The following is a 23,740-nucleotide window of genomic DNA, read 5'->3' on the forward strand; positions in this document are numbered from 1 at the left end:
GCGGGGGGCCTCTGCGGGAGGGCGTCGAGGAGTCCGGCGGGTCGAGTTAAGCGGTCCGGAGGGGGTAGGCGGCCAGGAACCGCATCGAGGAGGTCATGATGCCTGAGCGCGATCTTCAGTACCTGGCCGAGCTGGCGGCGCAGCTACGCGTCGACTCCGTACGGGCCGCCGCCGCGGCCGGGTCGGGCCATCCGACCTCGTCCATGTCCGCGGCCGACCTGATGGCCGTGTTGTTCGCCTGCCATCTCCGCTATGACTTCAAGGATCCCGGCAACCCCGCCAACGACCACCTGATCTTCTCCAAGGGACACGCCTCTCCCCTGCTCTACTCCCTCTACAAAGCGGCGGGGATCATCGACGACGAGGAGCTGCTGTCGTTCAGGAAGCGCGGCAGCCGGCTGGAAGGCCATCCCACCCCCCGGCTGCCCTGGGTGGACGTGGCGACCGGATCGCTCGGTCAAGGGCTGCCGGTCGGCGTCGGGGTGGCCATGGCAGGGCGGCTGGAACGGCTGCCCTACCGGGTCTGGGTGCTCTGCGGCGACAGCGAGCTGGCCGAGGGGTCGATCTGGGAGGCCGCCGAGCACGCCGGGGACGAGGGATTGGCGAACGTGACCGCCATCGTCGACGTGAACCGGCTCGGCCAGCGGGGCCCCACCAGGCACGGATGGGACACCGGAGCGTACGCGCGCAGGTTCGGGGCGTTCGGGTGGCACACGATCGAGATCGACGGGCACGACCCCGGGCAGATCGACTTCGCGCTGGGCGACGCCTGCAACCAGCGACGGCGGCCGACCGTGATCCTGGCCAAGACCCGCAAGGGCGAAGGCGTGGTGGAGGTCGAGAACCGCGAGGGCGCGCACGGCAAGGCGCTGAAGGATCCCGGCAAGGCCGTCCAGGAGCTGGGCGGGCCGCGGGACGTGCGGGTCGTGGTCCGCGAACCGGACGCCGCCCCCGCGCCGCACCGGTTCGACAGCGGGCGGCTGGAGCTGCCCGCGTACAAGGTGGGCGACTCGGTCGCCACGCGGACGGCGTACGGGGAGGCGCTCAAGGCGCTCGGCGCGGCCAGGGGCGACGTGGTGGCGCTGGACGGCGAGGTCGCGGACTCGACCAAGACGGAGACGTTCGGCGCGGCGTTCCCCGAGCGGTTCTTCGAGATGTACATCGCCGAGCAGCAGATGGTGGCCGCGGCGGTCGGGCTGCAGGTGCGGGGGTGGAAGCCGTACGCGGCCACGTTCGCGGCGTTCTTGACCAGGGCGCACGACTTCATCAGGATGGCCGCGGTGAGCCGGGCCTCGATCCGGTTGGTCGGCTCGCACGCGGGCGTGGCGATCGGGGAGGACGGTCCGTCACAGATGGGGCTGGAGGACCTGGCCATGCTGCGCACCCTGTACGGCAGCACCGTGCTCTATCCGTGCGACGCCAACCAGACGGCGGCGCTGGTCGCTGAGATGGCGGACGTCGACGGCGTGTCCTACCTGCGGACCACGCGCGGCAGCACGCCGGTGATCTACGAGCCGGGCGAACGTTTCCCCGTCGGCGGGTCGCGGGTGCTGCGGCACTCCCCCGGTGACCGGGCCACGATCGTGGCCGCCGGCGTGACCGTGCACGAGGCGCTGGCGGCAGCCGAGGAGCTGGCCGGCGCCGGAGTCCCGGTAGGAGTGATCGACCTGTACTCGGTCAAGCCGGTCGACGCGGCGGCGCTGACCGAGGCGGCCACCACCACCGGCAACCTGATCACGGTCGAGGATCACCGGTTGGAAGGCGGGCTGGGCGACGCCGTCATGGACGCCGTGAGCGAGCTCGGCCCGCGGGTGATCAAGCTGGGGGTGGCGGGGCTGCCCGGCTCCGCGACGCCGGAGGAGCAACTGGCCGACGCACGCATTGACCGCCACGCAATCGCCGCGGCGGTCAAGCGGTTGTTGTGATCGGTTGTCTCGTTCACGGGCGGGGTCACCGCGCCTTGGCGGTGAGCTTCCTGTTGGCCTTCTTGATGGCGCCGACCAGCTCCTGCTTGGTCATCTTGGACCGGCCGCGGACGCCGAGCCTGGCGGCCACGCTTTGCAGATGTTCCTTGCTGGCGTTGGCGTCCACGCCTTCGGCCGTGCGACCGGAGCGGTCCGTCGCGCCCTTGTCGGAAGGGCCCTTCTTCGCCTTCGGCTCCCAGTGGTCGCCGACCTTCTCGAAGGAGTGCTTCAGCGCGGCGAACGCGGTCATGTGGGCGCGGCGGCCCTCGCCGTACTGCTCCACGGCATTGTCGTGCGCCTTGATCCACGTGGTCTGCGCCTTCTTCGGCGAACGCCTGATGGTCGACGGGAGTTCTTCAACAGCAGGCATGCCGATTCACCTCCTACAGCGGTGGTTCGTCGTAGTGGCGTCGTTCCTCGTACACGGTGGTCCTGCGGGCTTCAGGCTCCTCGTAGATGTCGTGGCGGTGCACCGGCTCGTCGATCGGGCCGACCGCCCTACGGGTGACGGTGATCCTGTATATGCCGAACAGGAGTCCGACAAGTCCGCCGAGCATGAGGATGACCCCCACGACGTTGATGTCGAGGCCGGCGAGATCGAATTCGACGGCCCAGGTGAGGATCGCGCCGAGCATGATGAGGATGATGCTTCCGGCGATGGTCATCAGATTTACCTCCTTGACACGAAGGAACCTCTATCCACATGTCGAAAAACAAACCAGTCGTGGTGATCGGGCTGATGGGCTCCGGCAAGACGACGGCCGGCCGGCTGATCGCGCAGGCGCTCGGCCTGGAGTTGAGCGACAGCGACCCGTTCCTGCAGTCCCGGTACGGCGGCACCGCCGCGCAGATCGCCCGCCGCGAAGGGGCCGACACACTGCACCGGTACGAGGCCGAGCACGTGCTCCACGAGCTGGCCGGCGAGCCCAAGGTGATCGCGGCGGCGGCCAGCACGGTCGAGGACCCGCGGGTGCGGGCGGCATTGCGTGATCCTTTCGTGGTGTGGGTGGACGCCTCCGACGACGTGCTGGCCGAGCGCATGCACTCCAGTGACCATCGCCCCGACTTCGACCCCGCGGCCATGCGGGCCCGCCGCGGGCCTTTCTTCCGCGAGGTCGCCGACCTGGTGTGCGACGTCGGGGTCCTGCGTCCCGAGCAGGTGCGGGACGCGGTGCTGCAGGCGCTGGGCAAGCCTGTGGCCCGGTGACCGTACGGTGCGGGTGCCCGGGCCTGGCATAATGATCATGACGCCTGGGTCCTTCGAGGCGCGCGGGGGACCTGAGGCGTCATTTCGGGACAACCAATGAACCGCGCCACGCATCTAAGCATCAGTGATGATGGTCCCCGGCGATCCGGAGAGGCTTGGCGGCTACTGGCTGGCGGCCCGACTCGGCGCGGGCGGGCGCGGCGTGGTCTACGACGCCTACGACGACGACGGCCGCAGGTACGCGGTCACGGTGCCGCGCGGCGAGAGCGGCGGGCGGCGCTTCGAGCGGGTGACCTGTCCCCATCTGGCCGAGGTGGTCGCCGTCGGGGTCGACGCGGGCGTGCCCTACGTGGTGAGCGAATACGTCGACGGCCCGGACCTGCGGCGGGCGGTCGAGCTGCACGGCCCGTACCGGGGGGACGAGCTGGTCGCGCTGGCCGGCGCGCTGGCCGCCGCCCTGGGCGCGCTGCACGAGGCGGGGCTGACGCATCGCGGGCTCAATCCCGAGAGCGTGCTGCTGGCGGACGGCGGTCCCAAGGTGATCGAGCTGGGTCTGCCGGAGCCCGCGGCCGCGGGGTCGGTGGACGAGAGCTTCACCTACCTGGCGCCCGAGGTGCTGACCGGCCAGGAGGCGGGAGCGGCGGCCGACGTGTTCGCCTGGGGCGCGGTGGTGTTGTTCGCGGCCACCGGCCACGACCCGTTCCGCGGGGAGAGCCTGGGCGGGGTCATGCACCGGCTGCTGACCGTGGACCCCGACCTGAGCACGCTGCCCGACCCGCTGCGGGAGCTGGTCGGGCGGGCGCTGGCCAAGGACCCGGCCGGCCGTCCCGTCGCGAAGGAGCTGCACCTCGAGAGCACGGCCGAGATCCACCCGCCGGAGGGTCACGCGGGGCGGCGCTCGCTCGGTGAGGTGGCGGAGCAGGCGTACCTGGCGCTCACCCCTGCGCAGCAGGAGGAGGTGCCCGGACTGCTGCTGCGCCTGCTGGACGACGACAACCCGCACGACGAGGGCGACGTGCTCCAGCCGCTCATGGACGCCGGCCTCCTGGTGCGCCGCAGCGTCCGCGTCCCGCCGGCCGAGACCCCCGTCGGCAAGCTGGTGGCCGTCGGTGACGGCCGCGTGGCACCCGCCAGCGCCGCGCTGTACCGGGCCTGGCCCAGGTTGCGCGGCTGGGTGGCGGACGAGCGCGAGAGCATGCAGACGCACCGGCGCATCAGAGAGGCGGCCGCCCACTGGTCGCGGCATCGGCGCGGCAGGAGCCACCTCTTCCGCGGCGAGGAGCTGGACACGGCGCTCGGCTGGGCCGCGACCAAACGCCGCCATCTGCGGCTCAACCAGCTCGAACGCGACTTCATCAACGACAGCGTGATCCTGTCCAAGCAGCGCAGGAGGCTGCTGATCCCCGTGCTGACGACGCTGGGCGCGGTGCTGGCCGTCGCGGTGTCGATGGCGGTGGTCTCCGTGCAGGGCCAGAACGAGCTGCGCGGGCAGCTCGTCGAGGCCAACGCGCGGGCCGTGGCGGCTCGGGCGGAGGCACTGCGGACCTCCGATCCGCGGACGGCGATGCGGCTGAGCGTGGCCGCCTGGCGGATGTCGCCGGTGTTCGAGGCGCGGGCGGCGTTGCAGGCCTCCCTGGTGCAACCCGAGCTGGGCGTGTTCACCGATCCCGCGCCCGACTCGCGCGCCCGCTACCTGCTGCGCGGCGACGAGCTGGTCAAATGGGACGTCGACACGGTCACGGTCTGGGACGTGGTGGCCGGGCGGCACGTGGCCTCGTACGGACTGCCGCCGGGCAACGCGGCGCTCAGCGACGACGGGCGGTTCGCCGAGGGGGTGGACGGCCGGCCGTTCGACGTGGCGACCGGGCGCCCGCCGGCCGCGGGCGTGTACGCCATCAGCCGGGGCGACAGGACCAGGGTCTACCGGGGCGACCAGGTTGTCTTCGAGGTCGCCGACCGCAAGGTGGCGCTGTCGGCTGACGGGACCAGGGCTGCGGTCTCCCGGGTGGACGGCCGGGTGGAGTTGTGGGAGGTGGCGGGCCGGACGAAGACGGCGACCGTCGTGGTCCGCCCGCTGCGCGGCGCGGACGCGGCGGCGCCGTCCATGGCGTTCAGCCCGGACGGGAGCGTGCTGGCCGTGGCCGGGCGCGACGGGGTCACGCTGGTGGACCCGGCGAAGGCGGCCACCGACGCCCACGGCCCGGACGCGAGAAGCGACGGCACGCCGGCCCAGGCCCGCCGCCGGGATCCCACGGAGACCCGCCGCCCGGATACCGGAGGTGTGGGGGCTGACGAGGCTGGAGCCGCGGAGCTGCGCGCGGCTGATCGCGCCGATGGGCCGGAGACGACCGCCGCCCAACGGGCCGTCACGCAGCGGCTGGCCGCGGCACCCCACGGCACCTCGGCGGACGTCCCCGCCTTCAGCCCTGACGGCCGCCTGCTCGCCCTGCCCGGAAACGGCGAGGTACGGGTCTGGAACGTGGCCGAGCGCCGGCTCGCCGGCTCCTACCCGCTGCGCGACCCCCAGCCCGGCCTGGCGTTCTCCGCGGACGGGACGGCGCTGCGCTACCTGAGCGGCACCGGCTCCGTCGTCTCGCTCGACGTGTCCGGCCTGCCCGCCCCGGCCCACGACCACGCGGCCGCCGCCTTCTCCGGCAACGGCAGGTACGCGGCCAAGGAGGTCGGGAACACGATCGAGCTCACCGACACCGTGGAGGGCAGGAAGCTCGGCAGGATCACGGCCGCAGGCGACCTCGCCTTCGACGCGGGCGGCCGCCTGCTGGCCGTCGCCGGCGACCCGGTGACCGTGTGGAACGTGGCCGGCAGCACCATGGTGACCTCCATCGACGCGGGCGGCGACGTGCTGGCCGTGGCGCTCTCCCCCGAAGGCGACCTGCTGGCCACCGCGCGCGGCCGCACCCTGGAGACGTGGGACGTGCGCACGGCCCGACGGGTCAGGGTGTACGAGGGCGCGGGTGACCTGGCGCTGGCCTTCAGCCCGGACGGCTCGACGCTGGCCGCCGGCGCCAACCTGCTGGACCTGCGTACCGGCAAGATCGCCCCGCTCGACCTGCGCGCCGGCGCCACGGCCGACGCGCCCGTGCCGACCGCGCTCGCCTTCTCCCCCGACGGGCGCACGCTCGCGTTCGGGCTGGACGGCGGCCGGGTGCTGCTGTGGGACATCCGCGGGGGCACGCGGCTGGGCACGATCGAGACGGGCACGTCGGCGGTGGATGAGCTGCGCTTCTCACCGGAGGGCGACCTGCTGGCCGTCGACGCCGCCCGGACGTCGTTGTGGGAGGTGCGCACGTTGCGCGAGGTCGGCCAGGTCTCCTCGTGGGCCGCCGGGCTGGCGTTCAGCCAGGACGGCAAGCGGCTGCGTGGCGTGGCGCTGGACGGCACCGTACGCGAGAGTCCGGTCGATCCCGCGCTGACGGCGCAGGAGGTGTGCGCCCGGGCCGGCGGGTCGCTGAGCAGGGCGGAGTGGTCGCGGCTGATCCCGGAGAGCGGCTACCGGGACGTGTGCTGACGGCCTTCGGCTACTCGTGCCGGTACGTCCTGACGACCTTGCCCTGGAGGTTGGCGACCAGGTATCCGGTGCGGTTGTGGTCGTCGGACACGTAAACGCGCAGCACCGGAGTTCCGGACGTGGTGTCGGGGTCCACGATCACGTAGCGCGTGGTGGGTTCGGGAACTCCCAGATCCTTGTTCGCGGTCTTGATGAGGCCGGGAAGAGCGTTCCAGTTGTACTTGTCCAGGTCCACGAGAGGGCCGTCCACCACGCCGCCGTTGCTCGAGCGCGCGACGGCGCCGTCACGGTAGAAGTACATGTCGTACACCTCTTTGTCGGTCTTGACCGGCGCCGAGATGGAGGCGTAGGTCGGGTAGACCGTCATGCTGACGATCTTGCTGCCGCCGATCTCCTTCTCGACCTTGGCGATCATGGCTTTCATGCCCGCGGGGGTCAGCAGGTTCTCTGGCTCGCTGCTCCCGGTCTCCGTCTCGGCCGGGGTCTCGGGGTCGCTGCTCGCGGCCGGGGTCTCGGGGTTGCTGCTCGCGGCCGGGGTGACGTTCCGTGCCGTCGGGTCGCCGCCGGTGACCGTGGTCGTAGTGGCCGGGAGGAACCGCCACACCAGCACGCCGGCCACGACGAGCGCCGCGACGGAGATCGCGATCCCCACATTGGTGGCCACGCGGCCCGGGCGCTGCGAGCGCACGGTCTTCGCCTGCGAGATCGGCGCCGGACCCCACGGAGACGGCTGCGGCGTCGCGTGAGGGGCCCACGGAGGCGGCTGCGGCGCCGCGTGGGCGGCGGGGCTTGGCGGTGCCGGCGGGAACGTGCCAGGGCCGGACCCGGTGGCCGAGGCCAGCAGGCGGTCCAGGGTCTCGGCGTCGGGGCGGGCGGCCGGATCGCGCCGGAGGAGGGCCTGCAGCACGGGGCCGAGGGGCCCGGCGCGCTCCGGCGGCGGCACGTCCTGGTTGAGCACGGCGGCCAGCGTCGCCAGCGTGGTGCTCCGGCGCAGCGGGTGCCGTCCCTCCACGGCCACGTACAGGAGCATGCCGAGCGACCAAAGATCGGAGGCCGGATCGCCTTCGTGGCCGTTGATGCGTTCAGGCGCCATGTACTCGGGCGAGCCGATGAACGACCCGGTGGCCGTCAGGCTCGTGGACTCGCGTACCGCCGCGATGCCGAAGTCGGTGAGCACCGACCGGCCGTCCTCGCGCAGCAGCACGTTGGCGGGTTTGACGTCGCGGTGCTGGATGCCGACGGCGTGCGCGGCCCGCAGGGCCGATAAGACCTCACGGCCCAGCCGGGCCGCCTCGGCCGGCGTCAGCGGGCCGCGCTGCAGGCGGTCCTGGAGCGAGCCGCCGGTGACCAGCTCCATGACGATCCACGGGTAGCCCTGCTCGCCGGGGTCGACGATGTGGTGGATGGTGGCCACGTGCGGGTGGTTCAGGCGGGCGAGGGCGCGGGCCTCGCGCAACACCCTGGCCCGCAGCTCACGGGCGCGGGTCGGATCGTGTTCCTCCATCGAGGGATCCGGCGGGCGTACCTCCTTGAGTGCGACCTCGCGGTGCAGGGCCACGTCCCGGGCGCGCCACACCAGCCCCATGCCACCGCCGCCGAGCCTCTCCATCAGCTCGAAGCGGCCGTCGATCACCCGATTGTGCATGCAGAGCAGCGTAGGGCCGAGCCGCCGTCCACGTCATCAGACGGAATTGTCCGTCTTGCCGGTCCGCGCAGCGGACGGCGGGCGGCGGACGGCGGGCGGCGGGGATAACCCGAGTGGGCTATTGCGGCGCGGGACCGGCCGCAATTGCCCCTACCGTTGAGCCATGGATCCCCTCATCACCCGCAGGGCGCTCAACCGGGCCACGCTCGACCGCCAGTTCCTGCTGCGCCGCACCGGCAAGAGCGTCGTGGAGGTCGTGGAGCAACTGGGCGGGCTGCAGGCGCAGACCCCGCACACCTGGTACACAGGCCTGTGGAACCGCATCGCCGGCTTCAAGCCGGCCGACGCCGCCGACCTGCTGCTCTCACGCGAGCTCGTCCGCATCGCGCTGCAGCGCTCCACGATCCACCTCGTCAGCGCCCGCGACTGCCTGGCCATGCGGCCTCTGCTGCAGGTGGTCACCGAGCGCGGGACCCGGACGACGTACGGCAAACGCCTGGCGGGCGTGGACCTGGACGAGCTGGCGGCCACCGCGCGGGCGTTGCTGGAGGCGCGGCCCATGACGTTCGCCGAGCTCGGGCGGGCGCTGGCGGAGCGGTGGCCGACGATCGACCCGCACGCGCTCGGCCAGGGGGTGCGGTGGCTGGTGCCGCTGGTGCAGGTGCCGCCGCGCGGCGTGTGGGGCAAGAGCGGGCCGATCGCGCACACGAGCGCCGAGTCCTGGCTGGGGTTCGAGGTGCCGCCGATGACGCCGGCCGAGCTGGTGCGGCGTTACCTGGCGGCGTTCGGGCCCGCGTCGGTGATGGACGTGCAGACATGGTCCGGGCTGACGCGGCTGGGCGAGGTGGTGGAGTCGATGGACCTGGTGCGGTTCAGGGACGAGGTCGGCCGCACCCTGTACGACCTGCCGGACGCCCCGCGGCCCGGCGAGGACGTGCCGGCCCCGGTGCGGCTGATGTACGACTTCGACAACCTGTTCCTGTCCTACGCCGACCGGTCCAGGGTCATCACGGAGACGGGGATGGCGGCGCTGCAGGGCTTCATGGGCACCAACGTGATGCCGCGCACGATCCTGGTGGACGGCGTCACGGCCGGGGACTGGACGGTCGCCCGGGCCAAGGGCGTCTCGACGCTCACCATCCACCAGTGGACGCCGATCTCCGTGCTGGACGAGGTCGAGCAGGAGGGGCTGCGGCTGCTGGAGTTCCTCGCGCCGGGCGACAAGCACGAGATCGCGTTCCGCGACAGCCCCTCCAAGCCCTGACAGGACCTCTCAGGCGTTCTGGGCGGCCTGCAACTCGGTCTGCCGCTTGACCTCCTGGATCTGCTCGTCGGTCACGACGAGGTTGCCGAACTGCTTGACCGCCTGGTAGTACGTCCAGGCGATCCCGTCACAGGTCGATTTGGAGATTCCCGAGTAGCGGGCGCACACTTGCTTCATATCGAAGTAGAAGGCGTCGTCTGTACGTGACTTGTTGGCCGGGAACTGGTTGACCGCCTTGTAATTGCGGTATCCGAAATCGTGCCGCCGGCACGGCATGCGGAAATCGTAGCCGAGCGGTTGGTCAGGGCTGCTGGAGCACAGGTCGGTCGACCAGTCGAAGGCGTAGTCGGCCCAGGCCGCCTGGTTCTGCCAGGCGGAGCGCCAGGCGGTGGCGCTGGTGGAGGTGGGCTGGGAGAACTGCGAGAGTGCGGCGAGTTTCTGCTCCAGGGTCACCGCGTGAGCGGGTAAAGCGAACCCGAGTACGGTGCCCAGGGAGACGGCGAGCATGGCGAGGGAGCGTCTGACCGTTCTGACCATGAGTAACCTGCTTCGCTGCCGGGGAGCGGGTGCGTGTCATGGCAAGGTTCGCCTGACGTCCTCACGATGAAGCGAAAAGCGCGGAAACGCAGAAGCAGATTGTGCTCAATTTTTCGGCGGCGTTCGCCGAAGGTCGCTCTTTACAAAGAGTCAATGGCGTGGATAGTGCCTGGCTCAGTGGTAGTAGCCCTCGACGGGCACGCGAGCCTCCGCGTAAAGGGCCGGGCCCTCGGCGGGAGGATCGGCGAAGGCGCTGCCGGGGGGCTTGAGCGCGTCGAGTTGCTCGCCGGACAGGGCGTATACGACGCGGCCCAGGCCCGAGCGGGCGATCGCGCCCGCGCACATCCCGCAGGGCTGGCAGCTGGTGTACATGGTGGTGGCGGCCGCGGTGGCCGGGTCCAGCTCTCGAGCGGCCCAGCGGGCCAGCTTGAGCTCCGGGTGCGCGGTGATGTCGCGGTCGGTGAGCGAGGTGTTGCGCTCCTCGGCCAGGATCGTGCCGTCCGGGCCGGCCAGCAGCGAGCCGAACGGCGGGTTGCCGCCCGCCCGTGCCTCCGCCGCCAGCTCGATGGCGCGGCGCAGGAGATTCTCGTCGTCCCGGGTCACGGCTATCACCCTTCTGAAGCACTCACTCCGCTGACGGTCACGATTGTTGCAGACGGCGGATCATGGCCTGCTTGGCCAGCGCGAACTCCTCGTCCGTCAGCACGCCCGAGCGGTGCAACTCGCCCAGCTCGGCCAGGCGGCGCAGGACCGCGTCGTGCACGTCGTCGGCACCCGGCGGAGGGGCAGGCGGGAGCTCGGGCACATGACGCGGCAGCCGGGCCAGCACGGCCGCGGCCACCAGGGCGGTCGCGCCGCCATAGCGCTGGACGCCCCACGACACGCAGCGCTTGTCCTTCTGCGGCGGCTTGGCCGGGCCCTCCCCCTTGATCCGGAAGCGCAGCGTGCCGTAGCCCATGCCGGCCTGCGGCTTCCACTCCACGCCGGAGATGTCCGACAGCGGGTATTCCTGCGGCCCCGCCTTCTCCTTCTTGTCGTCAGCGAATCCGGTCCACTCCAGGCGCACGCTCTCGCCGTCGAAGAACACCGTGCCGTCGCCGGCCGTGGCGGTGATGGGCACGTCGGGGCCGGGTAACAAGTAGTCCTCACAGGGACCGGTCGGCGTCTGATAGACCGTCAGCGTGTCGCGGACCTCGTCGGCGAAGTATTCGGCGGCGCCCACGCGGTTCTTGGGGACGGCCAGCCGGTACGGGTCCGCGGGCGCCCCCAGTGCGCCCGCCACCACGTCGGACAGCGGATCGGCCCCCTTGCGCAGCCGCAACCGCAGGTGACCGCCCTTGCGGGCCGGCTCGAACGCCACCCCCGCGATCGCGTCGCGCGGAACCAGCACCTCGCCCAGCGTCCTGCGCAGATCGTGCACGTTCTTGTCGCTGCCAGGCACGATGCGGAGGATCTCGCCGTTGAACGTCCACGAGCCGTCGGGGACGGCGATCTCGGCCATATTCTCACCCTAAGACAGAGAGGAGCGTGATGGAGATCTTCACGAGCTGGCCGTCCTGGAGGCACGCGGAGGTCCCGCTCACCCGGGCGCTCCCGGCGACCACCGTGGACGCGTTGCGGGAGGCGTTCGCGTTCGCCGGGCGGTGGCACGGGGCGCAGCAGCGGCCGACCGGTCGGCCGTACATGGAGCATTTGCTCGAGGCGCTGGAGGTGGCGGTGGCCGGCGCCGGGATCGACGACCGCGACGTTCTGGTAGCGATCGTGCTGCACGACGTGCTGGAAGACACAACGTGCACCGAGCAGGAGATCGCACGGCGGTTCGGCGACCGGGTCGGAGAGCTTGTGCGCTGGGTGACCAAGCCGCGCGGCGCGGCCAAGGGCGACTATCTGGGCTCGCTCGTCAAGGCGCCCCCGCAGGCCGTGCTCGTGAAGCTGGCCGACCGGGTCAGCAACGTGCAGGAGCTGCAGCGGATGTCGTGGCGCTTCCAGCGGCGCTACTACATGGAGACCGTCGCCTCCATCATGCCGCTGGCCGGGGCCCACCCGTGGTTCGCGCAGTGGTACGCGGAGTGGCGCCGGCACTGGCGCCGCGTGGAGCGCTGGCCCGCCTGAGAGCTCTAGGACGTGTCTCAAAGGATGATGAGCCAGTCGTTGATGGCAGCGATGTGAATGGCCGCTTCGTAGCGGACGGCGAGCTTGTCGAACCGGGTAGCAATGCCGCGGTGCCGTTTGAGCCGGTTGATGCCGCACTCGACAGCTGATCGGGCGCGGTAGTCGACGGGGTCGAAGGCTGGAGGACGGCCACCGCGGGTGCCTCGCCGCTGCCGGGCGGCGATCCGGTCGGCAGGCTCGGGAATCGTGCATCGGATCTTGCGAGAGCGTAGGTGTTGCCGGATCGCGCGTGAGGAGTAGGCCTTGTCGGCGCGGACGGTCTCGGGCCGGGTGCGCGGGCGGCCTGGCCCGATCCGGGGCACCCGGATCGCGGCCATGACCGCGGGGAACTGCGGCGCATCACCGCGCTGCCCGGCGGTGAGCACCACGGCCAGCATCCTCTGGCCCTGCTCGCATGCCAGGTGCAGCTTGGTCGACAGCCCGCCTCGGGAGCGTCCGAGGGCGTGATCGGCAGGCTCGGCTCGCACCCCGCCGGGTGGCTCGGCCTGGAGGTCACCATGCCGGGCGGCGCCGGCGGCGTGCTGATGGGCACGGCAGATGGTGGAGTCCACGCCGACCTGCCAGCCGATCAGGCCCTGGGCATCGGCCAGAGCTTGCAGCCGGGTGAGGATCTGCTGCCAGATGCCGGCCCGTTGCCAGCGGCGGAACAGACTGTAGACGGCCCGCCAGGAGCCGTAGCACTCCGGCACGTCCCGCCACGGTGCGCCGACCCTTACCCGCCAGCGGATCCCATCGATCAGCTGACGTTTGCTCCATCGCGACGGTCGACCTGGTCGTTTGGGGGCGGGCAGGAGCGGCTCCAGCCGCGCCCACTGTGCATCGGTGAGGTCGAACCGTCGTGTCACCGCTAAGGTGGCCACGAGGTCTCCGGTGTCAGGTTCTTCTTGGTCGATGAACCCTTATCGGAGGCCTCTTCGCTTGTCCGGCTCCGACACGCCGTTGATCAACACTTCGAAACAGGCCCTAGCCCCTGAGCCGGGCCAGCCGGTTGCGTACGCCGTCGAAGTGGGCGGTCACGGCGGCGGCCGCGGCCGGCCCGTCGCCCGCCAGCACGGCCGTGTAGATGTCGCGATGCCGCTTGGCCACGTCCCCCGGCGGTTCGTCGGGCGTGCCGAGGTGGTCGCGCAGCTGGTAGTAGACGTCCCAGAACGCCCCCAGGAGCTGGCTCACGAGCGGGTTGCCGAGCGGCCGGTAGAGCAGGTCATGGAAGAGGCGGTCGGTCTCCGGCGAGACCAGCCCCTGCTCGGCCTCGGCGTCCATCCGCGCGATGACGTCGGCCGCCGGCGTGAGATCTGCCTCCGAACCCAGGTCGATGAGGCGCTGGACGAGGCCCACCTCGAGGATCTCGCGGATCTCGACCAGGTGGGCGAGGTGGTTCTTGCCGTTCTGCAGCGTGATGCGGCTGTGGAAGGCCAGCTCGTCCACGAGCCCGGCCAGCGACATGCGGCCTACGAACATGCCGAAGCCGTGGCGGATCTCGACGATGCCGACCGCCTGCAGCGCCTTGAGCGCCTCCCTGATCGAGTTGCGGCTCACCTGGAGTTGCTCCATGAGCTCGGACTCGGTCGGCAACGGATCCCCGGCCACCAGACCGCGCCGGACGATCAAATCCTTGACGCCCTCCTGGGCCTCGACGGCACGGCTTGGCCGTGCCGGACGCGGAACTGCGGCCATGAAGGATCCTTTCGTCGTAGGTAACAATCCTGAAATGTTCTGTTGACCTCAAGCGCGTGCAGCATTTAGCGTCCACGTTACGCACAAGATAGGACATGGGATGTCCCACGTTCTACATCAGATCCAGGAGGCATCCGTGAACTCTGAGTTCAGCCGCCGAGACTTCCTGCGTTACAGCGGGGCGACTGGTGCGGCGGCGTTCATCGCGGCCACCCTCTCCGCCTGTTCCGGAGGCCCGGCCTCGACCGGCTCGGTAGGCGCCGGATCCAACAAAGACCTGATCACCGCCGTCATCGGGTACGGCAACGACCAGAGCTGGGACCCCACGCAGACGGCGTCGGCGTTCGCGATGGCCGGGATCAACCACATTTACGAGGGGCTGCTCGACACCGACCCGATCACCCGCGAGCCGTACCCGGCGCTGGCCACCGCGCTGCCGTCCGACCTCAACGCCACCACCTGGACGTTCACCCTGCGGGACGGCGCCAAGTGGCACGACGGGCAGCCGGTCACGGCCGACGACGTGGTCTTCACCTTCGAGCGCGTGCTCGACCCCGAGGCGAACGTGCTGGTCGGCAACTTCTTCAAATCCTGGCTGCAGGAGGTGAAGAAGGTCGACGACAAGAACGTCGAGCTGGTCTTCAAGTTCCCGTTCCCGGACGCCGCGCCCCGGCTGACGATCGCCAAGATCATGCCGAAGCACGTCTTCAGCCAGGCGGGGGCGTGGGACCAGGCCAAGAGCGGCAAGGCCGTGGGCTCGGGGCCGTACAAGCAGGTCCAGCACAACCCGAAGTCCAACACCTCCTTCGAGGCGTTCGACGGCTACAACGGCCCGCGCCCGGCCACGGTCAAGAAGATGAACTGGCTGACGATCGTGGACGCCGCGGCCCGCGTCGCCAAGATCTCCGGCGGCTCGGCCGAGGCCCAGATCGCCGACAACATCCCGTACGCCAACGTCGAGCAGCTCAAGCAGCAGGGCCTGACCGTCGAGGGCGGCAAGGGCATGAACCACATGTTCCTGATGTTCAACACGGGCGCCAAGCCGTTCGACGACGTACGCGTGCGCCAGGCGCTGCACTACGCGATCGACAAGCAGAAGATGATCGACGTGGCGCTGAAGGGCCACGGCACGGCCTCCAGTTCCTTCCTCAACGAGGGCCACCCGGACCACAAGCGGGCCTCGGTCGTCTACGACTACGACCCGGAGAAGGCCAAGGCGCTGCTCAAGGAGGCCGGCGTCAGCAACCTGACGATCAACCTCATGGCCGTCAACGTGAGCTGGATCGCCGACTGCCTGCCGACCATCGCCTCCTCCTGGGAGGCCATCGGCATCAAGACCACGCTGGAGCCGCAGGACACGGCCGCGTTGTTCACCAAGATGGACCAGTTCCAGGACTACCAGGTGGTCGCCGCGGCCTCGAACCCCAACCAGTTCGGCATGGACGCCGACCTGATCCTGCACTACAACTACGTGCCCGGCGGCCTGTGGATGAAGTACGCCAAATGGGACGGCAGCGACGACGCCAAGAAGCTCTTCGCGATGATGGACGAGGCCAGCAAGGAGACGGACAAGGCCAAGAGGACCGAGCTCATCCACAAATATCTGGACTTCGTGGCTGAGCAGGCCATTCTCTACCCGGTCGTGCACAACGAGCTGATGACCGCCTGGGACCCGAAGAAGTTGTCCGGCATCCGCGCCCAGCCGTACCCCGGCATCAACCTGCTGCAGGCCAAGAGGACATGACGCTCGTCGCCCGGATGCTGCTGCGGCGGCTCCTCATCCTCATCCCCGTCCTGCTCGGGGTGATCGCGTTCGTGTTCATCGTGATGCGTTTCTCCAACAGCAAGCCGGAGTACGCCTACTTCCAGGGCGCGAACCCGACCCCCGAGCAGATCCACCAGTTCCAGCTGGAGAACGGCCTGCTCGACCCGCTGCCGCTGCGTTATGTCCGCTTCGTCGCGGACCTGGCGCAGGGCGACATGGGGACGAGCGTGCTGACCAAGAAGCCGGTGCTGGAGTCCGTGACCACCGCGCTGCCGCTCACGCTGCAGCTGACCTTCCTCGGCCTGGCCGCGGCGGTGGTGTTGTCGCTGGTGTTCGGCGTGACCGCCGCGCTGTTCCGCGACCGCTGGCCGGACCAGGTCATCCGCATGGTGTCGCTGATCGGGGTGGCGGCCCCGGCCTTCTGGCTGGCGCTGCTCATGATCCAGTGGCTGGCGGTCGGCGAGGGACTGTTCCCCACCGGCGGATACATCAACCCGGCCGACTCCGTCACCGGTTGGTTGCAGTCGATGACGCTGCCTGCTCTGTCACTGTCGTTGCCGATCGCGGCCCAGCTCACCCGTATCATCCGCACCTCCATGGTCGAGGAGCTGGACCGCGACTACGTGCGCACCGCGGTCGGGAGTGGTCTGCCGCCCATCGTGGTCGTCGGCCGGAACGTGCTGCGTAACGCCCTGATCAATCCGCTCACCGTGCTCGGCCTGCGTATCGGCTACCTGATCGGCGGCACCGTGGTCATCGAGACGATCTACGGCCTGCCCGGGATGGGCCAGCTCATGATCAACGCGGTGCGTGACGGCGATCCGGCCGTCGTCCAGGGCGTGGTGCTGACCATCGCGGTCGGCTTCATGGTCGTCAACCTGGTCGTCGACGTCCTCTACCTGCTGGTCAACCCCCGACTCAGGAGCGCCGCATGAGACGTGGATTGACGGAGCGCCTGGCCCGGCCCGGGATGCGGTTCCACCGGCTGAAGCCCTTGTCCTGGGTGGCGGTCGGCATCATGGCCGTCGTCGTGCTGGCCGCGCTGCTCGCGCCCTGGATCGCGCCGCACTCGCCGTACTTCCAGGAGGCCGCCGGCGGCGGCCCCTCCGCCGAGCACTGGATGGGCCTCGACAGCGCCAACCGCGACATCCTGTCCAGACTCCTGTACGGGGCCCGCTGGTCGCTGCTCATCGGCCTCGGCGCGACCGGGCTCGCCCTGGTGGCCGGGGCGATCATCGGCTCGGTCGCGGCCACCTCGCGCCGCGCGGTCGACGAGACCGTCATGCGCCTGCTCGACGTGATCATGGCATTCCCCGGCATCGCGCTGGCCGCGGTGCTGGTGGCCGTGTTCGGCGGCAGCATCCCGGTGCTGGTCATGGCCATGGCCTTCCTCTACATGCCGTCCGTGGCCCGGGTCGTGCGGGCCAACGTCCTCGCCCAGTACGGCGAGGACTACGTGGCCGCCGAGCGCATCATCGGCGCCCGCACCCCGCACATCCTCATCCGCCACGTCGCGATCAACTGCGCGGCGCCGGTGCTGGTGTTCTGCACGGTGATGGTGGCCGACGCGATCGTGTTCGAGGCGTCGCTGTCGTTCATCGGCGCCGGCGTACGCCCCCCGAACCCATCCTGGGGCAGCGTCATCGCCGACGGCAAGAACCTGGTCCTGCTCGGCGGCTGGTGGGCCACGGTCTTCCCCGGCCTGCTGATCCTCATCACCGTGCTGGCGCTGAACATCCTGTCCGAGGGCATCTCCGACGCCTGGGCCGCGCCCGCCGCCACCAAGGCCATCGTCCGCAAGGATGACGCCTTCGAGCAGGCCCGCCCCGGCTCCGGCGAGATCGTCGAGCTGCCCGGCCTGGCCGAGGCCGCCCGCCGGCTGGCCGAACGCGCCCGCCCGCTCCCGCAGGGCCCGCCGATCCTCGCCGTGGAGCGGCTGCGCATCGGGTTCGGCGACGGCGTGGACATCGTGGACGGCATCGGCTTCGAAGTACGCCCGGGCGAGGTGCTCGGCCTGGTGGGCGAGTCCGGCTGCGGCAAGTCGCTGACCGCGCTCACCATCATGGGCCTGCAGCCCCGCGACGCCCGCGTCAGCGGCCACGTGCGCTTCGACCAGAAGGAGCTGCTCGCCCTGCCGCGCCGGGCCCGCCGCCGCCTGCTCGGCCACGAGATGGCGATGATCTACCAGGACGCGCTGTCCTCGCTGAACCCGGCCATGACCATCAAGGCCCAGCTCAAGCAGGTGACCCGGCGCGGCGGCCGGCGCAGCCCCGCCGAGCTGCTGGAGCTCGTCGGCCTCGACGCCCGCCGTACGCTGCCGTCATACCCGCACGAGTTGTCGGGCGGGCAGCGGCAGCGGGTGCTGATCGCCATGGCGCTGTCGCGCGAGCCGAAGCTGATCGTCGCCGACGAGCCCACCACCGCGCTCGACGTGACCGTCCAGGCGCAGGTCATCGAGCTGCTGCTGCGGCTGCGCGAGGAGCTGGGGTTCGCGCTGATCCTCGTCTCGCACGACCTCGCGCTGGTCGCCGACGTCACCGACCGCGTCGTCGTCATGTACGGCGGCCAGATCGTCGAGGCCGGCGCCACCGCGACCCTGGTCGGCGCGCCCGCCCACCACTACGCCCGCGGCCTGCTCGGCTCGGTCCTGTCGCTGGAGTCGGGGGCCGAGCGGCTCACGCAGATCCGCGGCGTGGTGCCGTCCCCGGCCGACTTCCCGGCCGGCTGCCGCTTCGCCGACCGGTGCCCGATGGCCACGGACGTGTGCCGTACCGAGACCCCGGTGCTGGAGGGAGACGCCACGCATGTGGTGGCCTGCCACCATCCGGCCGTGACCCTCGTGAGGAGTGAGCAGCGTGCTTGAGCTGACGGACGTGCACGTCGTGCACAAGGCCCGCTCGGGCGGGCTGTTCGCGCGCGACCGCGTCTACGCGCTGACCGCCGCGAACCTCACGGTCAACCCGGGCGAGACCGTCGGCGTCGTCGGCGAGTCGGGGTGCGGCAAGTCCACGCTGGCCAAGGTCCTGGTGGGGCTGCAGCGGCCGACGGCGGGCACCGTCGTCTTCCGCGGCCAGGATCTGTGGGCTTTGAAGGAGCCCGAGCGGCGGGCGCTGATCGGCTCCAGCGTCGGCATGGTCTTCCAGGACCCGTCCACGGCGCTCAACCGGCGCCTGCCCGTCAGGCACGTGCTGCGCGACCCGCTCAACGTCCATGGACGCGGCACCCCGGCCCAGCGGGACGCCCGCGTCCGCGAGCTGCTCGAACTCGTCGGCCTGCCCAGGAGCGCCGCCGACGCGCTGCCGGGGCAGCTGTCCGGCGGGCAGCGCCAGCGGGTCGCCGTGGCCAGGGCGCTCGCGCTCGAACCCGACCTGCTGATCGCCGATGAGCCCACCAGCGCGCTCGACGTGTCGGTCCGGGCGCAGATCCTCAACCTGCTGTTGGATCTGAAGGAACGGCTCGGGCTGGCGCTGGTGTTCGTCTCGCACGACATCCAGACCGTGCGCAGGATGAGCGACCGTGTGGTGACCATGTATCTGGGCAGGATCGTCGAGCAGGCGCCGGCGCAGGCCGTGCCGCTGGGGGCGCGGCATCCGTACACGCGGGCGCTGTTCTCCGCGACGCCCGGGCTGATCTCGCCCATCAACCCGATCCCGCTGGTGGGCGCCGTGCCGTCGGCGACGCGGCCGCCGAGCGGGTGCCCGTTCCGCACGCGGTGCTGGCGGGCGGACGACCTCTGCGCGGCGGAGATGCCCGCCGCGCAGACCGACGACGACCACCTCTTCCACTGCCACCATCCGGTGGCTGCGGGAGCCACAGATGTAGAGCTGATCCAGGAGCGCGTATGAGTTTGTCCGGTGTCATCCCTCCGGTATGCACCCCTATGGCCCCCGACTACTCGGTGGACGCCGCGTCACTCACGCGGCTGGTCGACCATCTGCTGGTGGGCGGGGTGGATGCGCTGTTCGTGCTCGGCTCGTCGTCGGAGGTGGCGTACCTGACGGACGCGCAGCGGCGGGTGGTGCTGGACACCGTGATCGGTCACGTGGCGGGGCAGGTGCCGGTGCTCGCCGGGGTGATCGACATGACGACGCCACGCGTGCTCGACCACGTGCAGGTCGCCGTCGAGGCCGGGGCGTCCGGGCTGGTGGCCACCGCGCCGTTCTACACGCGCACCCATCCGGAGGAGATCCGCACCCACTTCCGTACGATCGCCGCCCGCACTGGCCTGCCGGTCTACGCCTACGACCTGCCGGTCTCCGTGCACACCAAGCTGGGCGCCGAGCTGCTGCTCGAGCTGGCCGCCGAGGGGGCGCTGGCCGGGGTGAAGGACTCCAGCGGCGACGACGGCGGCCTGCGGCAGGTGATCATGGGGCGGGAGGCGCCGTTCAGCGTGCTGACCGGGTCGGAAGTGACCGTCGACTCGGCTCTCTGGATGGGCGCCGACGGTGTCGTGCCAGGGCTCGGGAACGTGGACCCGCACGGCTACGTCGAGCTCTACCACCACGCCGTGCGCGGCGACTGGCAGGCGGCCAGGGCGGAGCAGGAGCGCCTGGTCAGGCTGTTCGAGATCGTCCGGGTCGGTGGCACGCGCATGGGCGGCAGCTCGTCGGGTCTCGGGGCGTTCAAGGCCGCCCTCCACCTGCGCGGCGTCATCGACTGCCCGATCACCGCGCTCCCGCAGATCCCGCTCAACGACGACGAGATCGGCCAGATCGGCAAGCTCCTGGCCGGGGCCGGGCTGCTCTAGCGCAGGCGGCCCCGGCCGGGGCCGCAGATCAGAGCGCGCCGGCCCGTCCGGCCGTGCCGGCCATCTGGGCGACGTCCTTCGCGCCGTCCTCGATCAGCTTCGAGGCGAGCTCGGACAGCGCCCGCCCGGCGGCCAGCTCGTCCCCGATCCCGGGCACGGGCCGGTCGATCGGGTTGCGGCGGGCGTGCGCCACGCTCTCGTGCCGCTTGCCGTCCGGAGTGAACAACACCGCCGTGGCCGTGGTCAGAGCGTCGGCGTCGTCCTCGCTGATCCAGATCTGTATGTTCCACTGCTTGTACTCCATAACGACCACCTCCTATTCCGACCCTCCTACCCAGAGGCGTGGGAGTAAAGTCACCTGCCGAAACCGCCACCCGGCGCGACCTTGGCCAGCCACGCCGCGGCCTCCTCCGGCGGCAGGATGCGCCGCAGGCGCACGTCGCCGCGCATCATCGGGTACATCCGGCCGGGGCTCCACGACCGCGCGTACGGCGGCGGGTCCAGCACGACGACGCGTACCCCGTCCAGCCGCGGGATGTCGGCCGGGCGGCCCTCGTTCCAGATCCACTTGCCGTTCGCGTCCACCAGGTTGAACTGGCCCCGCACCGGCTCGGCGTCCGGCTCCACGGGCCCGTCAGCGGCGGCACGCACCCATGCCGGGTCGGGCCGCACCCCTTCGAGCAGCCCGTCGGCGGCCGGGCCGCCCAGCGCGCCGGCCAGCAGCGTGTGCAGCTGGAAGTTGTCGCCGATCCCGCTGATCACCACCTCGTAGCCGCGCCCGCTCTCCCGGTGCAGCACCACCAGCCGCTCGCCGTCGAGCACCCGCAGCAGCCCGGCGAGGAACTCCAGGTCGTCGCGCTCATCGAGCACCGACCCCAGGGCCGCGATCAGCCGTTCACGGCCCGGCAGCGCCGCCCTGACCCGCGGCGACACCTGCAGGATCGACATGACGGGCATGGCCCACAGATGCGCGAGCGCCCACGCGTCGGTCAGCACGATCGCCTGCTCGCGGGTGAGCGCCGCCCCCGTCAACCGCTCCGCCGTCGCCGGGATCCAGTCGTAGTCGTCGTCCACGGGCTCCGGCGGATCCTCACCCGTCGCCGTACGCCACGCCGCGGCGAACGTACCGGCCAGCTCCAGGCAGTCGCTCAGACCGTTGACCAGTGGCTCGGCCACCAGCGACGGGTCGGCGCCGCGTTCGGCCAGCGCGCCGCACAACACGCCCAGGCGGGCGCCGATCCCGGACGGGACCCGCTCGAAGAGCCCGCTGAGCCGCGCCAGCGCGGCGGACAGTGTCTGCCGGTCGGCGCCTTCGGTCGCGGCGAAGAGCCGCGGCATGACGTCGAAGAAGCGTGCGGAGTCCCGGTCCTCCGCGGCCTGGGCCAGGTCGTCGAGAAGTTGATCGAGCATTGCGGCAGGTTATGACATTCCGGGTTACGCGCGGCGCTCTTTGGGCGTAAAGACGGTGACGGGCAGTGGTCGGTCCGGTTGCAGTTCAGTCGATCATCTCTGTACGCCGTCGGCCGGCCGCCCCAACAGGTCCAGGTCGGCCCGCCGCGGCAGGCTCTCCCAGTCGCCCTGAGAGGTGACCGCGAACGCGCCCGCCGCGCACGCCGTGCTGAGCCGCTGCTCCGGCTCGGCGCCGGCCAGCCAGTCCGCCAGCCACCCCGCCGCGAACGCGTCCCCGGCGCCCACCGCGTCCACCTCGGTCACCTGGTACGGCTCCGCCCGCCGTACGACGCCGTCGGACAACTCCAGTGCGCCCTGGGCGCCGAGCTTGACCAGCACGTGCCGCGGACCGTACGCCGCCAGCGCCTTGGCCAGTTCGGCCGGCCCCTCGGCATCGGCGATCAGCCGGCCCTCGGCCTCGGTCGCGAACAACACGTCCACGTCGCCGACCGTCTCCCGCAACCATTCCCCCGCCTCCTCGGGCGTCCACAACGCCCGGCGGAAGTTGACGTCGAGCGAGACGAGCGCCTCCGAGGAGCGGGCGACGGCGATCGCGTGGCGCACCGCCTCGCGCGCGGAGGCGGACAATGCGGGCGTGATCGCGGAGACGTGCAGCACGCGGGCCGAGCCGATGAGGCCGGAATCGAGGTCGGCGGCCGACAGCCGGGAGCCCGCGCTGTCCTTGCGGTAGTAGCGCACGTCGATCAGGTCGGCCGTGCGCCTGCCCTTGATCATCAGTCCGGTGGGCGCATCCGGGTCGCGGACGGCGCGCACGTCCACGCCCTCCCCGGCCAGGGCCGACCAGATCAGGTCGCCGAACTCGTCGGCCCCCAATCTGCCGAGCCAGGCCGCGGTGTGCCCGAGCCGGCGCACGCCGATCGCGACGTTGGACTCGGCCCCGCCGAAGCCCAGGTCGAAGTCGCGGGCGAAGCGCAACGGACCCGTGCGGCGGGCGGCGAACAACGCCATGGTCTCACCGAAGGTCACCAGATCGGTCATCTGCTCGGACTGCCCAGCTTTCTCGAGATCCGGGCCGCCGCCCCGGCCACCAGCGGCCCCAGCTCGCGTACCCGCACGGCGGTGATCCGCGAGGTGAGGCCGGAGACGGAGATGGCGGCGGCGACCGCGTCGTTGTGGTTGAAGATCGGCGCCGCGACGCAGCGCACCTCGGGTTCGTTCTCGCGGTCGTCCACGGCGTAACCGCGGCGCCTGATGGCCGCAAGCTCGGCGCGCAGCCGCTCGTGGTCGATGATCGTGTGCTTGGTCCGCGGCTCCAGCGCCAGCCCGGCGATGGCGTCCTCGGGTTGCCAGGCCAGGATCGCTTTGCCGACCGCGGTGGCGTGCACCGGGCCGCGGCTGCCGATGCGCGAGGCCATGCGGACGTTGGCCTCGTTCTCGACCTTGTCGATGTAGACGACGTGCGGAGGGTCGTACACGACCAGGTGGACGGTCTCGCGTACCTCGCTCATCAGCCGGTGCGACTCCTCGGCCGCCACCACCCGCAGGTCCAGCGTGGCCAGGTAGGCCTGGCCGAGCCGGAGCGTGCCGTGGCCCAGCCGGTACGCGCCGGTCCTGCGGTCACGTTCCAGCAGCTTGGCCTCGACGAGCGGCGCGGCCAGCCGCAGCACGGTGCTCTTGGGCAGCTCGACCGCCTCGGCGAGCTGGGTGAGTGACAGGCCCGAGTGCTCCCGGACCTCATCGAGCACGGCGAGTGCCCGCCGGAGCGAGGAGGAATGGTTGCGTTCGGGCACGAGGGTCAACATACCTCGCGAAGCACATATGCAACA

Annotated in this window: 22 protein-coding genes; 10 read left to right on the forward strand and 12 right to left on the reverse strand. The window is 71.1% G+C overall.

The features are described from left to right. Positions 1 to 98 precede the first annotated feature (98 nt). Complete coding sequence (locus tag EDD27_RS33460) at positions 99 to 1,925, forward strand: transketolase (protein WP_127935938.1); 1,827 nt, start codon at positions 99 to 101, stop codon at positions 1,923 to 1,925. A 25-nt stretch (positions 1,926 to 1,950) separates the two neighbouring features. Here the strand turns inward: EDD27_RS33460 and EDD27_RS33465 are convergent, their stop codons facing one another. Together EDD27_RS33465 and EDD27_RS33470 are read right to left on the reverse strand one after the other, a co-directional pair. Continuing rightward, complete coding sequence (locus EDD27_RS33465; protein ID WP_127935939.1) at positions 1,951 to 2,334, reverse strand: ChaB family protein; 384 nt, start codon at positions 2,332 to 2,334, stop codon at positions 1,951 to 1,953. Positions 2,335 to 2,347: 13 nt separating this feature from the next. Then, positions 2,348 to 2,629 (reverse strand): hypothetical protein, encoded by a 282-nt coding sequence (locus tag EDD27_RS33470; RefSeq protein WP_127935940.1) that lies wholly within the window; start codon positions 2,627 to 2,629, stop codon positions 2,348 to 2,350. Between the two features lie 38 nt (positions 2,630 to 2,667). Here EDD27_RS33470 and EDD27_RS33475 point away from each other — a divergent pair, with 38 nt between their 5' ends. Then, positions 2,668 to 3,171: a shikimate kinase gene (locus tag EDD27_RS33475; RefSeq protein WP_241564392.1), complete on the forward strand. Its 504-nt coding sequence runs from the start codon at positions 2,668 to 2,670 to the stop codon at positions 3,169 to 3,171. Positions 3,172 to 3,298: 127 nt separating this feature from the next. After that, positions 3,299 to 6,700: a protein kinase domain-containing protein gene (locus EDD27_RS33480; RefSeq protein ID WP_127935941.1), complete on the forward strand. Its 3,402-nt coding sequence runs from the start codon at positions 3,299 to 3,301 to the stop codon at positions 6,698 to 6,700. A gap of 10 nt (positions 6,701 to 6,710) precedes the next feature. Here the strand turns inward: EDD27_RS33480 and EDD27_RS33485 are convergent, their stop codons facing one another. Beyond that, positions 6,711 to 8,345, reverse strand: coding sequence for a serine/threonine-protein kinase (locus tag EDD27_RS33485; protein WP_206641780.1), 1,635 nt, complete (start codon positions 8,343 to 8,345; stop codon positions 6,711 to 6,713). 163 nt (positions 8,346 to 8,508) lie between these two features. Between EDD27_RS33485 and EDD27_RS33490 the strand changes: the two genes are divergently transcribed. Then, on the forward strand, positions 8,509 to 9,609 hold the full coding sequence (locus EDD27_RS33490; RefSeq protein ID WP_127935942.1) for a winged helix DNA-binding domain-containing protein: 1,101 nt from the start codon (positions 8,509 to 8,511) through the stop codon (positions 9,607 to 9,609). Positions 9,610 to 9,618: 9 nt separating this feature from the next. On the opposite strand, the gene EDD27_RS33495 is transcribed toward EDD27_RS33490, so the two are convergent. The 3 genes from EDD27_RS33495 to EDD27_RS33505 form a co-directional block, all read right to left on the reverse strand. After that, entirely contained in the window at positions 9,619 to 10,146 is a 528-nt protein-coding gene (locus EDD27_RS33495; RefSeq protein WP_127935943.1) for a phospholipase, read from the reverse strand. Between the two features lie 174 nt (positions 10,147 to 10,320). After that, complete coding sequence (locus EDD27_RS33500; RefSeq protein WP_127935944.1) at positions 10,321 to 10,749, reverse strand: nucleoside deaminase; 429 nt, start codon at positions 10,747 to 10,749, stop codon at positions 10,321 to 10,323. A gap of 37 nt (positions 10,750 to 10,786) precedes the next feature. Continuing rightward, complete coding sequence (locus tag EDD27_RS33505) at positions 10,787 to 11,647, reverse strand: DUF4429 domain-containing protein (protein ID WP_127935945.1); 861 nt, start codon at positions 11,645 to 11,647, stop codon at positions 10,787 to 10,789. 29 nt (positions 11,648 to 11,676) lie between these two features. Between EDD27_RS33505 and EDD27_RS33510 the strand changes: the two genes are divergently transcribed. Continuing rightward, the gene (locus EDD27_RS33510; RefSeq protein WP_127935946.1) at positions 11,677 to 12,258 is read left to right on the forward strand and encodes an HD domain-containing protein; all 582 of its coding nucleotides are present in this window, start codon (positions 11,677 to 11,679) and stop codon (positions 12,256 to 12,258) included. Between the two features lie 17 nt (positions 12,259 to 12,275). On the opposite strand, the gene EDD27_RS33515 is transcribed toward EDD27_RS33510, so the two are convergent. Both EDD27_RS33515 and EDD27_RS33520 read right to left on the reverse strand, forming a co-directional pair. Then, positions 12,276 to 13,163, reverse strand: coding sequence for an IS5 family transposase (locus EDD27_RS33515; protein ID WP_206642243.1), 888 nt, complete (start codon positions 13,161 to 13,163; stop codon positions 12,276 to 12,278). A gap of 118 nt (positions 13,164 to 13,281) precedes the next feature. Then, positions 13,282 to 13,992 carry a FadR/GntR family transcriptional regulator gene (locus EDD27_RS33520; RefSeq protein WP_127935948.1) on the reverse strand — a complete coding sequence of 237 codons (711 nt, stop codon included), beginning with the start codon at positions 13,990 to 13,992 and terminating at the stop codon, positions 13,282 to 13,284. Between the two features lie 136 nt (positions 13,993 to 14,128). On the opposite strand from EDD27_RS33520, the gene EDD27_RS33525 reads away from it, so the two are divergent. From EDD27_RS33525 to EDD27_RS33545, 5 genes are read left to right on the forward strand one after another with little or no spacing between them, the layout of a single operon-like run. Further along, positions 14,129 to 15,736 carry an ABC transporter substrate-binding protein gene (locus tag EDD27_RS33525; RefSeq protein WP_241564393.1) on the forward strand — a complete coding sequence of 536 codons (1,608 nt, stop codon included), beginning with the start codon at positions 14,129 to 14,131 and terminating at the stop codon, positions 15,734 to 15,736. Then, a complete protein-coding gene (locus tag EDD27_RS33530) occupies positions 15,733 to 16,692 on the forward strand; it encodes an ABC transporter permease (protein ID WP_127935950.1) in 960 nt (319 codons plus the stop codon). Before EDD27_RS33525 ends, EDD27_RS33530 begins: the two co-directional genes overlap by 4 nt. Next, on the forward strand, positions 16,689 to 18,620 hold the full coding sequence (locus EDD27_RS33535) for a dipeptide/oligopeptide/nickel ABC transporter permease/ATP-binding protein (protein WP_127935951.1): 1,932 nt from the start codon (positions 16,689 to 16,691) through the stop codon (positions 18,618 to 18,620). Before EDD27_RS33530 ends, EDD27_RS33535 begins: the two co-directional genes overlap by 4 nt. Continuing rightward, positions 18,613 to 19,602 (forward strand): ABC transporter ATP-binding protein, encoded by a 990-nt coding sequence (locus EDD27_RS33540; protein WP_241564394.1) that lies wholly within the window; start codon positions 18,613 to 18,615, stop codon positions 19,600 to 19,602. The genes EDD27_RS33535 and EDD27_RS33540 overlap by 8 nt, the downstream gene beginning before the upstream one ends. After that, entirely contained in the window at positions 19,599 to 20,504 is a 906-nt protein-coding gene (locus EDD27_RS33545; RefSeq protein WP_127935953.1) for a dihydrodipicolinate synthase family protein, read from the forward strand. The genes EDD27_RS33540 and EDD27_RS33545 overlap by 4 nt, the downstream gene beginning before the upstream one ends. 28 nt (positions 20,505 to 20,532) lie before the next feature. On the opposite strand, the gene EDD27_RS33550 is transcribed toward EDD27_RS33545, so the two are convergent. From EDD27_RS33550 to EDD27_RS33565, 4 genes are all read right to left on the reverse strand, one after another. After that, the gene (locus EDD27_RS33550) at positions 20,533 to 20,808 is read right to left on the reverse strand and encodes a DUF1876 domain-containing protein (RefSeq protein WP_127935954.1); all 276 of its coding nucleotides are present in this window, start codon (positions 20,806 to 20,808) and stop codon (positions 20,533 to 20,535) included. A gap of 50 nt (positions 20,809 to 20,858) precedes the next feature. Continuing rightward, positions 20,859 to 21,914, reverse strand: coding sequence for a hypothetical protein (locus EDD27_RS33555; protein ID WP_127935955.1), 1,056 nt, complete (start codon positions 21,912 to 21,914; stop codon positions 20,859 to 20,861). Positions 21,915 to 22,007: 93 nt separating this feature from the next. After that, complete coding sequence (locus tag EDD27_RS33560) at positions 22,008 to 22,952, reverse strand: sugar kinase (protein ID WP_127935956.1); 945 nt, start codon at positions 22,950 to 22,952, stop codon at positions 22,008 to 22,010. Then, positions 22,949 to 23,716, reverse strand: coding sequence for an IclR family transcriptional regulator (locus EDD27_RS33565; RefSeq protein WP_127935957.1), 768 nt, complete (start codon positions 23,714 to 23,716; stop codon positions 22,949 to 22,951). The genes EDD27_RS33560 and EDD27_RS33565 overlap by 4 nt, the downstream gene beginning before the upstream one ends. Between the last annotated feature and the right edge of the window lie 24 nt (positions 23,717 to 23,740).

It is taken from the genome of Nonomuraea polychroma, from assembly GCF_004011505.1.
GTDB classification, from domain to species: Bacteria; Actinomycetota; Actinomycetes; order Streptosporangiales; family Streptosporangiaceae; genus Nonomuraea; species Nonomuraea polychroma.

Coding starts and splice junctions, on each gene's coding strand:
- EDD27_RS33460 (WP_127935938.1), top strand. CDS start 99: ATGCCTGAGCGCGATCTTCAGTACCTGGCCGAGCTGGCGGCGCAGCTA.
- EDD27_RS33465 (WP_127935939.1), bottom strand. CDS start 2,334: ATGCCTGCTGTTGAAGAACTCCCGTCGACCATCAGGCGTTCGCCGAAG.
- EDD27_RS33470 (WP_127935940.1), bottom strand. CDS start 2,629: ATGACCATCGCCGGAAGCATCATCCTCATCATGCTCGGCGCGATCCTC.
- EDD27_RS33475 (WP_241564392.1), top strand. CDS start 2,668: ATGTCGAAAAACAAACCAGTCGTGGTGATCGGGCTGATGGGCTCCGGC.
- EDD27_RS33480 (WP_127935941.1), top strand. CDS start 3,299: ATGATGGTCCCCGGCGATCCGGAGAGGCTTGGCGGCTACTGGCTGGCG.
- EDD27_RS33485 (WP_206641780.1), bottom strand. CDS start 8,345: ATGCACAATCGGGTGATCGACGGCCGCTTCGAGCTGATGGAGAGGCTC.
- EDD27_RS33490 (WP_127935942.1), top strand. CDS start 8,509: ATGGATCCCCTCATCACCCGCAGGGCGCTCAACCGGGCCACGCTCGAC.
- EDD27_RS33495 (WP_127935943.1), bottom strand. CDS start 10,146: ATGGTCAGAACGGTCAGACGCTCCCTCGCCATGCTCGCCGTCTCCCTG.
- EDD27_RS33505 (WP_127935945.1), bottom strand. CDS start 11,647: ATGGCCGAGATCGCCGTCCCCGACGGCTCGTGGACGTTCAACGGCGAG.
- EDD27_RS33510 (WP_127935946.1), top strand. CDS start 11,677: ATGGAGATCTTCACGAGCTGGCCGTCCTGGAGGCACGCGGAGGTCCCG.
- EDD27_RS33520 (WP_127935948.1), bottom strand. CDS start 13,992: ATGGCCGCAGTTCCGCGTCCGGCACGGCCAAGCCGTGCCGTCGAGGCC.
- EDD27_RS33530 (WP_127935950.1), top strand. CDS start 15,733: ATGACGCTCGTCGCCCGGATGCTGCTGCGGCGGCTCCTCATCCTCATC.
- EDD27_RS33535 (WP_127935951.1), top strand. CDS start 16,689: ATGAGACGTGGATTGACGGAGCGCCTGGCCCGGCCCGGGATGCGGTTC.
- EDD27_RS33545 (WP_127935953.1), top strand. CDS start 19,599: ATGAGTTTGTCCGGTGTCATCCCTCCGGTATGCACCCCTATGGCCCCC.
- EDD27_RS33550 (WP_127935954.1), bottom strand. CDS start 20,808: ATGGAGTACAAGCAGTGGAACATACAGATCTGGATCAGCGAGGACGAC.
- EDD27_RS33555 (WP_127935955.1), bottom strand. CDS start 21,914: ATGCTCGATCAACTTCTCGACGACCTGGCCCAGGCCGCGGAGGACCGG.
- EDD27_RS33560 (WP_127935956.1), bottom strand. CDS start 22,952: ATGACCGATCTGGTGACCTTCGGTGAGACCATGGCGTTGTTCGCCGCC.
- EDD27_RS33565 (WP_127935957.1), bottom strand. CDS start 23,716: ATGTTGACCCTCGTGCCCGAACGCAACCATTCCTCCTCGCTCCGGCGG.